This window comes from Streptomyces sp. NPDC003691, from assembly GCF_053981115.1.
This window is the reverse complement of the sequence record NZ_JBSFNQ010000042.1, coordinates 64,103-72,019: the sequence shown is the minus strand read 5'-3', so window position 1 is coordinate 72,019 and position 7,917 is coordinate 64,103. Positions and strand designations below refer to the sequence as shown.

Sequence of the window (7,917 nt, the reverse complement as noted above, 5' to 3'; positions counted from 1 at the left end):
GGCGGGCGCGGCAACGGCCCGGTGAGGATACTGGTGCGATGGGCAGCTACCGGGGACCGGCGACGCTCGACTGGCAGGCCAACGGCTCCCTGTGCCTGGGCGGGTACGGCGTACAGGTCGAGGTCGAGGTCGACGTCACCGGCGACGGCTGGACCTGTGAGGCGGCGTTCGACCCCGGGCCGCTCTCGGACGAGGACCGGGAGGGCTTCGACTTCCTGATGGACCTCGATCCGGTCTTCACCCTCCGCTTCGGTGATGGGGACGAGACCCTGGTGAACGTCCTGAGGACCGGAGACGCCGGGCGGCTCGCCCTCACGGCCTACGAGCCCGCCGACTCGTAGTCCGAGGCACTGATGACGGCGGCCGGAGCCGGGGTGGCCGCATTCCGGGCTGCCGGGCCCGGTGAAGGGCCGGCAGCATGGCACGGGTGAGGTAACGGGGCCGGGCGCCCGGTCAGCGGACGACGTCCAGGACGTTCAGCTGGAGGCCGTTGTCGTAGGCCGTGTGCTCGACCAGCTTCAGCTTCTGGACGTCCCGGTCCGAGGTGCTGAAGAGGCGCTTGCCCGCGCCCAGCAGCAGCGGGAAGACCAGCAGGTGGTAGCGGTCGATGAGGCCCGCGTCGGAGAGGGCGTGGTTCAGGGTGGCGCTGCCGTGGACGATGATCGGGCCGCCCTCGGTCTCCTTCAGCGCGGCGACCTCCTCCACCGAGCGGAGGATGGTGGTCTCGCCCCAGTTGGAGACCAGGTCGTCCTCGCCGAGGGTGGTGGAGACGACGTACTTCGGCATCTCCTTGTAGTCGGCGAACTCGGCCATCGTCGGCCATACCGGGCTGAACGCCTCGTAGCTGGTCCGGCCGAGCAGTATCGCCGTGGCCTCGCCCTGCTCCCGGCCCTTGATGGCGAACGCCTCGGGCAGGAAGTCGGTGTGCTTGAAGGTCCAGCCGGAGTTCCGGTAGCCGGGCTCGCCGCCCGGAGCCTCGACGACACCGTCGAGCGAGATGAAAGCGGTGCTGATCAGAGTGCGCATTGTCGTTCCTCGGTGTCTCGGGGTCCGGCCCACCCTCGTGTGGTGCGCCAGTCATGATCTCTGACCGGGGACCGTACCGAAACTCATCGCTCCCGGCGGGTCTTTTTCCGATCACCTGTCCAGCGGGCAGCCGAGGGAGGGCCCGGCGCGGTTCGGGGAGCAGGTGACCAGGGCGAGGGAGTGGAAGAGGGTGCCGCCCAGATAGTGCCCGAGCGACACATCGCCGCCCTGCCCGAGCCGCTCGACCGCGTCCCGTACGAGGCGCCCGGTCCGGACGGGGTCGCGGTCCGCCCCGTACGCGAACCGGGGCCCGGCCTCGGCCAGCCGCTCCGCCAGCCAGCCACCGGCCTCCCCGGGCTCCGCCCAGGTCCCGCGGACCAGGGCGGCGGGCTTCACCAGCCAGTACGCGGTCTCCATGGGCGGCACCCCGGTCACGGCGAACTCGGCGACGACCTCCCGGTACCGCTCCACGAGCCGCAGCGCCGCGGCATCGCCCGGCGCGGCGGGCGGCGGCGGGTCGGGGTACGGGGGCCGCCGTACGGCCTCGTCGTCGAAGGCCCTCTTCTCGCCGGTCCAGGTGTAGCCGTGGTGGTGCATCCGATGACTCCGTTCCGGACGTGACCGCGAAACGCGTATGAGCGCATGCCTTACGGGTGCCGCCGGGTGAGGACGCGGGCCCACTCGGACAGCACGGCCCTGGCGCCGTCGCCGAAGAGGGCGTGGCGCTCGTACCGGGCGAAGTCCTCTCGATAGGAGTCGACGTCGCGCCGGTCCTTCAGGACCAGTGCGCCGGTCCCGGTCTCGACCGTGGCGAGGCGGCGGTCGTACACGGTGAAGGTGCTGAGCGGGCGTGCGTCGATGTGGCCGTCCAGGGGGATCACCCCGACTCGTACGGCCGGTAGCCGGGAGACCGCGGCGAGCCGGTCCAACTGCGCGGTCATGCCGGAGGGCGGAAGCAGCGGCCAGCGGACGGCCTGTTCCGTGAGGAGGAAGGTGAAGGACTTCCCCGGGTCGTGGAGCACGCTCTGGCGGCCGAGCTTCTTCGCGATGGTCCTGGACTGGTCCCCCGGTACGTCCGCGAGGCTTGCCCTTATGTAGTCCGGTGTGGCGAGCAGCCCGGTGATCGTGGAGAGCAGGAAGAAGCGGAACTCTGTGGTCACGGCTTCGAGCCGGGCCAGCTCGTTCTGTTTCTTGTCCAGGCCCCTCCGGCGGGAGGACCGGTGGTCCTGCCATTCGGTGTTCGCCGTACGGGTCAGGGCGAGAAGCCTGTCGGCCACCGCGGGCTCTATGCCGAGAGCCTCGACGATCAGCTCCACGTCGACGAGCGCGGGCGCGGTCTTCCCGCTCTCGATGTTGCTCACCTTCGTCTGTGACATGGCACAGCGGCGGGCAAGCCAGGTCTGGGTCCTCCCAGCCTGTTTGCGCAGGTCCCGCAGGGCTTCGGCCAGATCGGACCGGGACCGGTCCAGCCGTCGGGGCTCAAGGGTCAACGCCCTTGACGCACTTCGCGTTCGGGGGGAACCTGCTCCGTCCGGAGTGCGGACGTCCTTCTTCCGGTGCGTACGGCCGGTCCGTAACGAGCCATGGCGAACCCCCTTGTCGTCAGCCTTGCCGGGATGGTCGGCAAGACCGTACGCGGGCGCCCGACCAGGGGACTATGCACCGATGGTGATATTGGCGTAGTCGCATAAACCGGTGTCAGGGGCGCCGGGCAGGGCGGAGACGGATGCCCCGGGGCAACCCCGGTAGCGGTCACCGGGCGGCCGGCCTCCCCACCCTCACCGACCAGCGTCAGCGCCTCGGCCCGAACCGCACCGGCAGTGCCGCCAGGCCCTTGCTCCACGGGGAGCGGAGCCAGGTCAGCTGGGACTCCGGGACGGAGAGGCGGAGGTCCGGGAGGCGGTGGTGGAGGGTATCGACCGCGGTGCGGGTGATCAGGCGGGCCGGGTCCTGGGCCGGGCAGGCGTGGGGGCCCGCGCCGAAGGCCAGATGGGAGCGGTTGCCGACGACCGGGGCGCCGTCCGGGGGGAGGATCGCCGGGTCCTGGTTGGCGCCCGCGAGGCCCAGCAGGAGCATGTCGCCCGCGCGGATGGGGCGGCCGCCGAGGACCAGGTCGCGGGTGGCGTAGCGGGCCGGGAAGTGCTGGGTCGGGGGGTGGCGCCACAGGACCAGGTCCAGGGCGTCGTCGACGGTCAGATGGCCGCCCGCCAGGGAGGAGCGGAACGCCGGGTCGCAGAGCAGTACCCGCAGCGTCGCCGAAATCCAGTTCACCGTGGTGTGGTTGCCCGCCAGGAACATCACCGCCAGGTTGTGCAGCACCTCTTCGTCGGTGAGCCGCGCGGGATGGCCCAGCAGGGTGGAGGTGAGGTCGTCGCCCGGGTGCGCCCGCTTCTCGGCGACCAGTTCCGCGAGGATGCCGCCCATCCGGCGGCTCGCGTTCACCGAGTCCGCGTTCGCCGCGACCGTGCCGGTGATGGCCCAGATCAGCTGCTGTCCGGTCCGTTCGTCCAGGCCCAGCAGCCCGGTGAACACCTGGGACGGCAGCTTCTGCGCGTAGTGCGCCACCAGGTCCGCCTCGCCCCGGGCCACGAACGACGCGATCAACTGCTCGGCCGCCGCCGCCACACAGCGCCGCAGCTCGTGCCCGTCGATCCGGGCGATCGCCGCCGACACCGCCGCCCGCATCCGCCGGTGCTGCTGCCCGTCCGCGTACAGCAGCGCCGGACGCCAGCCCACCAGCGGCATGATCGGCGACTCCGGCAGCACCCGCCCCTCCCGCACCAGCGTCCAGCGGCGCGGGTCATGGGAGAAGTCCGCTTCCTCGCGGGTGAGATGGAGCACCTCGCGGTGTCCGATCACCAGCCACGCCGGGACCCCGGGCGCCACCGTGACCGGTGCCACCGGGCCGTACTCGCGCCGCAGCTCCTCGTAGAACGCGGGCAGCGCGTTGCCGTCCGGCTCCGGCCCGTACAGCGACGGCGCCACCGGGCACCGGCCGCCGGGCGTACGGGAGGCGGGGTAGGCGTGCTGCGGGGGATAGGTCACCGGGGGCCGCCGGCGGCCGGGTCCCGGCCAGGGGCGTCGTCGTCGATCAGATGCTCCAGCAGCGCGATCAGCGCGCCCACCGACGAGCGCATGTCCCGCGCGTCGCAGTGCACCAGCGGGGTCCCCGGCAGCAGGTCCAGCGCGCCGCGGAGTTCGTCCTCCGGGTAGCGCGGGCTGCCCGGGAAGTCGTTGACGGCCACCGCGAACGGCAGCCCCAGGTCCTCCAGATTGCCCAGCGCGTCGAAGGAAGCCGCCAGATCGCGGGTGTCGACGAGCGCCAGCGCGCCCAGCGCGCCCCGGGCCAGCTCCCGCCACGCGGGCAGGAACCGCTGCTGGCCGGGCGTGCCGAAGATATAGAGGACCAGCGCGCCGTCGATCGTCATCCGGCCGAAGTCCAGGGCCACGGTGGTGGTGGTCTTCCCGGCCCGGACCAGGGTGTCGACCTCCGCCCCGGCCTGTGTCATCACCGCCTCCGTGGAGAGCGGTTTGATCTCCGAGACCGTGCCGATCAGCGTGGTCTTCCCGACTCCCAGCGGGCCGACGACCAGGATCTTGGCCGCGCCCCTGACGCTCGCCGGGACGTACTTCCCGGGCGCGTCGCCGTTCGCCGGGGCGGCGGGAGAGGCGGCGGGCGCGGGTGCGGGTGCGGACGGGACCCGGTGTCCCGGTTCGTGTCCCGGGCCCCGCTCACCGGGGGTGTCCCGGTCCGGGGGGTCAGAGACGGTGTTCGAGGCCATGGAGGACCTTTCTCAGCATGGTCACATCGGTGCGGTCGGCCGGTGGGATGGGGGGACGGAGCACGACCAGACCCCAGTCGACGAGGTCGGCCAGCAGTACCTGCACCACCGAGGGCGGCTGTCCGAGGTACGCGGCCACCTCGGCGACCGAGAGCAGCCCCTGGCACTGCCGGAGGATCATCTGGTGTTCCGGCTGGAGGCAGGCGGGGAACGCGGCGTCCGTCGCCATCACCAGGGTCTCCCACGGCAGCGGTTCGGCACCGGTGCCCGCACGACCCTGGGTGATCACGTACGGCCGTACCGCCGGGGTGGTCCGCTGTTCCGGACCCTGCCCCGGGCGTTCCTCCGGACGGTCCGTCATCGTGTATCGGCCACGGGGTCCCTCGGCTGACTGCTCAGGTGTGCTCCGATCTTCGCCACCAGCAGTTGCATCTGCTGGGCGACCAGGCCGACATCCGCGTCGGTGCCGGTGGCCACGGCCAGATGCGCGCCCACCCCGGCCTGGGAGAAGAGGACGAAGCCGTGCTCCGACTCCAGCATCAGCTGCCGCATCCCGGCCCCCGAGCCGAACAGCAGCGAAGCCGTCGACCGGCCCGTCATGTTCATCGCCGCGCAGGCCGCCGAGAGGGACTCGGCCTGCGCCACGCTCAGCTCACCGACCGGACCGCGCAGCCGCTGCGCCGACGCGTGCCCCAGGCGCAGGCCGTCCTCCGAGACGACCACGGCATGCCGGACGCCCGGGATTTCGATCAGCGGCCTCAGCATCCAGCCCACGTCGGGGAGGGTGGAAATGATCCCGGTCACGGTCTGCCTCCATGATGAACATCGGGTTCGGGGGGTCGGGGGGTACGGCCGTCGGCGTGGGGGAATCCGGTGTCCGCCGGTGTCCGGGGCGGTGTTCCGTACGAGGTGCTGCCGTAGCCGGGCTCGCCGCCGGACCGGTAGTCGCTTCCGTACGAGGTGTCGTAAGGGGTCTCGTACGAGGCCTCGTACGGGGTGTCGTCCGGGGGCTCGAAATCGGGCGTGGTGTAGGGGGAGCTGGCCGCCGGGCGCCGGGGCGCGGCGGGCTCGGTCCCGTACGGGCCGCCGGTCCGCGGCTCCGTGAAACCGTCCGCGAAACCGTCCGTCCGCGCCTGCGTCCACGCGTCCGCCTCGGCCCGCGCCCGCTCCTGGGCCTCCGCTACCGTCGCCCGGCCCCGGCGGGTGCCCGACAGCACGTTCGCCACCGACGCCCGCGCGTCGTCCGGGGTCCAGTCCGCGGCCCGTTCCGGCACCGCGGGCGCGGGCGGGATCGGCGGCTGCGGAGCCGGGTGCAGGGGGCGCTCGCCATGGCCCGGATGCGGGCCCAGGGCCTGCTGGGCCGCCGCCTCGACCGCCGCGCCCCGCCTGCTGCGGCGGCGCGGCAGGGCCGCCCGGGTGTCCCCGCCGGGACCGACCGCGGGAGTGCTGTCCGCACCGCCCCAGGAACGCGCCTCCGGCGGCCGGCTGCCGTACGGATACGGCGTACGGGCCGGGCGGGCGCCGTCGGGTACCGGGGTGCCGTACGCCGCCGGGGCACGGCCCCCCGAACCGGCACCGCTGCCGGTGGCGGCGGGGGCCGCGCTCTCCCGGCCGCCCTGGCCGTAGCCGTACGCCGCGCCCGTCCCGCCCTGCGAGAAGTGCGACAGCGGCTCGGTCAGCAGCCGGTACGGCAGGAACGCCACCGCCCGGGTCCCGCCGTACGCCGAGGCCGCCGACAGCTCCACGCTGAAGCCCAGCTCCCGGGTCCAGCGGCCGACACACGCCAGCCCCAGCTTCGGCACCGCGCCCAGGTTCGCCAGGTCCAGTTCGTCGCGGATCCGGGCGGTGGCCTGCTCCAGTACGTCGGGGGCCATCCCGAGGCCTGCGTCGTCGATCTCCACGACCGCCCCCGAACCCACCTCCCGGACCGTCACCACGACCTGGGTACGGGACGGCGAGAACACGGTGGCGTTCTCCAGCAGCTCCGCGATCGCGTGCATCACACCCTCGACGGCGGGCGGTACGACGTACAGCGACTGCCCGCCGTGCACCTCGACCCGGGCGAACTCCACGATCCGCGACTGGGCGCCGCGCACACAGTCGTACAGCGACACCGGGCGGTTCTCCCGGCGGGCCGGCCACACCCCGCACATCACCAGCAGCGTCTGCGCCTTGCGGGTCATCTGGGCGGCCGCGTGGTCCGCCTTCATCACCCCGGCCATCAGCTCGGGGTCCTCGATGCTCTGCTCCACCTCGTCCAGCACCTGCTGCTGGACCGTCGCCATGGCGTGCATATGGCGGGCGACGGACTCGAAGGCCGCCTGGACCGCGTCGCGCAGCGCCCGCTCCCGGCGCACGCCCTCGTCCGAGCCGAGCGCGGCGACGATCAGACCGAGCGCCCCGGCGAACTCCTCACCGGTGTCGGCGGCCGGTGAGAGGGGGCCGGGCACATCGTCCAGCCCGCGGCCCTCGCGCCGCCGTTCGGCGATCGCCGGTACCCGTACGGAGGCCAGATGCGCCACCTCGGCGGCGCGGGCGTCGTCGGCGCGCCGGTCCGCCGCGTACCGCGCCCGCTGGCGGCGTACCAGCCGCGCCAGCAGCAGCACCCAGAGGAACAGCAGCACGGCGGCGCCCGCCGCGGCACCCGTCACGATCCGGTAGTGGTCGACGGGGGTGTACCGGGCGGTGAGGACGGCCGCGGCGGCGACCGCCGCGAGGGTGACCGCGGGCCACCAGAGCGGGGTCTTCACGGACGGCGCGGGGCGGGCGGCGGCGGGTGCGGCCGGTGCGGGGTGCCCGGGGCCCGTACCGGACGTGGTGTGCGTACCGGACGCGGTGGTGTACGTACCGGGGGCGCTGGGGGTGCCGGGCGCGGGCGGTACGGCCGCCGTGGCGGCGGGAGCGGACGCGCGGCCGCGGCGGGACGCCCCCGTTTTCCGGCTCACCATCTGGGGCCCGGTACCGGCGGGTCGATGGAACCGGGCACACGGCTGCAGAGCGGTGCAGACACGGAATATTTCGGTCGTATATGGGCGACGAGCGCTGAAGAGGTCACTGGAGACAGAGTCCTTCCCGGACACGTCGGACTTCCGCGGGGGGACGGAAGCGT

Annotated in this window: 9 protein-coding genes; 1 reads left to right on the top strand and 8 read right to left on the bottom strand. The window is 73.2% G+C overall.

The genetic code is table 11. The annotated features are described in order from the left end of the window. Positions 1 to 38: 38 nt before the first annotated feature. Positions 39 to 341, top strand: a complete 303-nt coding sequence (locus tag ACWDR0_RS20555; RefSeq protein WP_456353142.1) for a hypothetical protein — start codon at positions 39 to 41, stop codon at positions 339 to 341. 112 nt (positions 342 to 453) lie between these two features. Here ACWDR0_RS20555 and ACWDR0_RS20550 read toward each other — a convergent pair whose 3' ends face one another. From ACWDR0_RS20550 to ACWDR0_RS20515, 8 genes are all read right to left on the bottom strand, one after another. Then, complete coding sequence (locus ACWDR0_RS20550; RefSeq protein ID WP_456353141.1) at positions 454 to 1,026, bottom strand: dihydrofolate reductase family protein; 573 nt, start codon at positions 1,024 to 1,026, stop codon at positions 454 to 456. Positions 1,027 to 1,137: 111 nt separating this feature from the next. Next, the gene (locus ACWDR0_RS20545) at positions 1,138 to 1,623 is read right to left on the bottom strand and encodes a hypothetical protein (protein ID WP_456353140.1); all 486 of its coding nucleotides are present in this window, start codon (positions 1,621 to 1,623) and stop codon (positions 1,138 to 1,140) included. Positions 1,624 to 1,673: 50 nt separating this feature from the next. After that, entirely contained in the window at positions 1,674 to 2,516 is an 843-nt protein-coding gene (locus ACWDR0_RS20540; protein WP_456353139.1) for a helix-turn-helix domain-containing protein, read from the bottom strand. Positions 2,517 to 2,817: 301 nt separating this feature from the next. Continuing rightward, positions 2,818 to 4,071 carry a cytochrome P450 gene (locus ACWDR0_RS20535; protein WP_456353138.1) on the bottom strand — a complete coding sequence of 418 codons (1,254 nt, stop codon included), beginning with the start codon at positions 4,069 to 4,071 and terminating at the stop codon, positions 2,818 to 2,820. Then, complete coding sequence (locus tag ACWDR0_RS20530; RefSeq protein ID WP_456353137.1) at positions 4,068 to 4,808, bottom strand: GTP-binding protein; 741 nt, start codon at positions 4,806 to 4,808, stop codon at positions 4,068 to 4,070. Before ACWDR0_RS20530 ends, ACWDR0_RS20535 begins: the two co-directional genes overlap by 4 nt. Further along, positions 4,786 to 5,169, bottom strand: a complete 384-nt coding sequence (locus tag ACWDR0_RS20525; RefSeq protein WP_456353136.1) for a DUF742 domain-containing protein — start codon at positions 5,167 to 5,169, stop codon at positions 4,786 to 4,788. The genes ACWDR0_RS20530 and ACWDR0_RS20525 overlap by 23 nt, the downstream gene beginning before the upstream one ends. After that, entirely contained in the window at positions 5,166 to 5,612 is a 447-nt protein-coding gene (locus tag ACWDR0_RS20520; protein ID WP_456353135.1) for a roadblock/LC7 domain-containing protein, read from the bottom strand. The genes ACWDR0_RS20525 and ACWDR0_RS20520 overlap by 4 nt, the downstream gene beginning before the upstream one ends. After that, positions 5,609 to 7,756: an ATP-binding protein gene (locus ACWDR0_RS20515; protein WP_456353134.1), complete on the bottom strand. Its 2,148-nt coding sequence runs from the start codon at positions 7,754 to 7,756 to the stop codon at positions 5,609 to 5,611. Before ACWDR0_RS20515 ends, ACWDR0_RS20520 begins: the two co-directional genes overlap by 4 nt. Between the last annotated feature and the right edge of the window lie 161 nt (positions 7,757 to 7,917).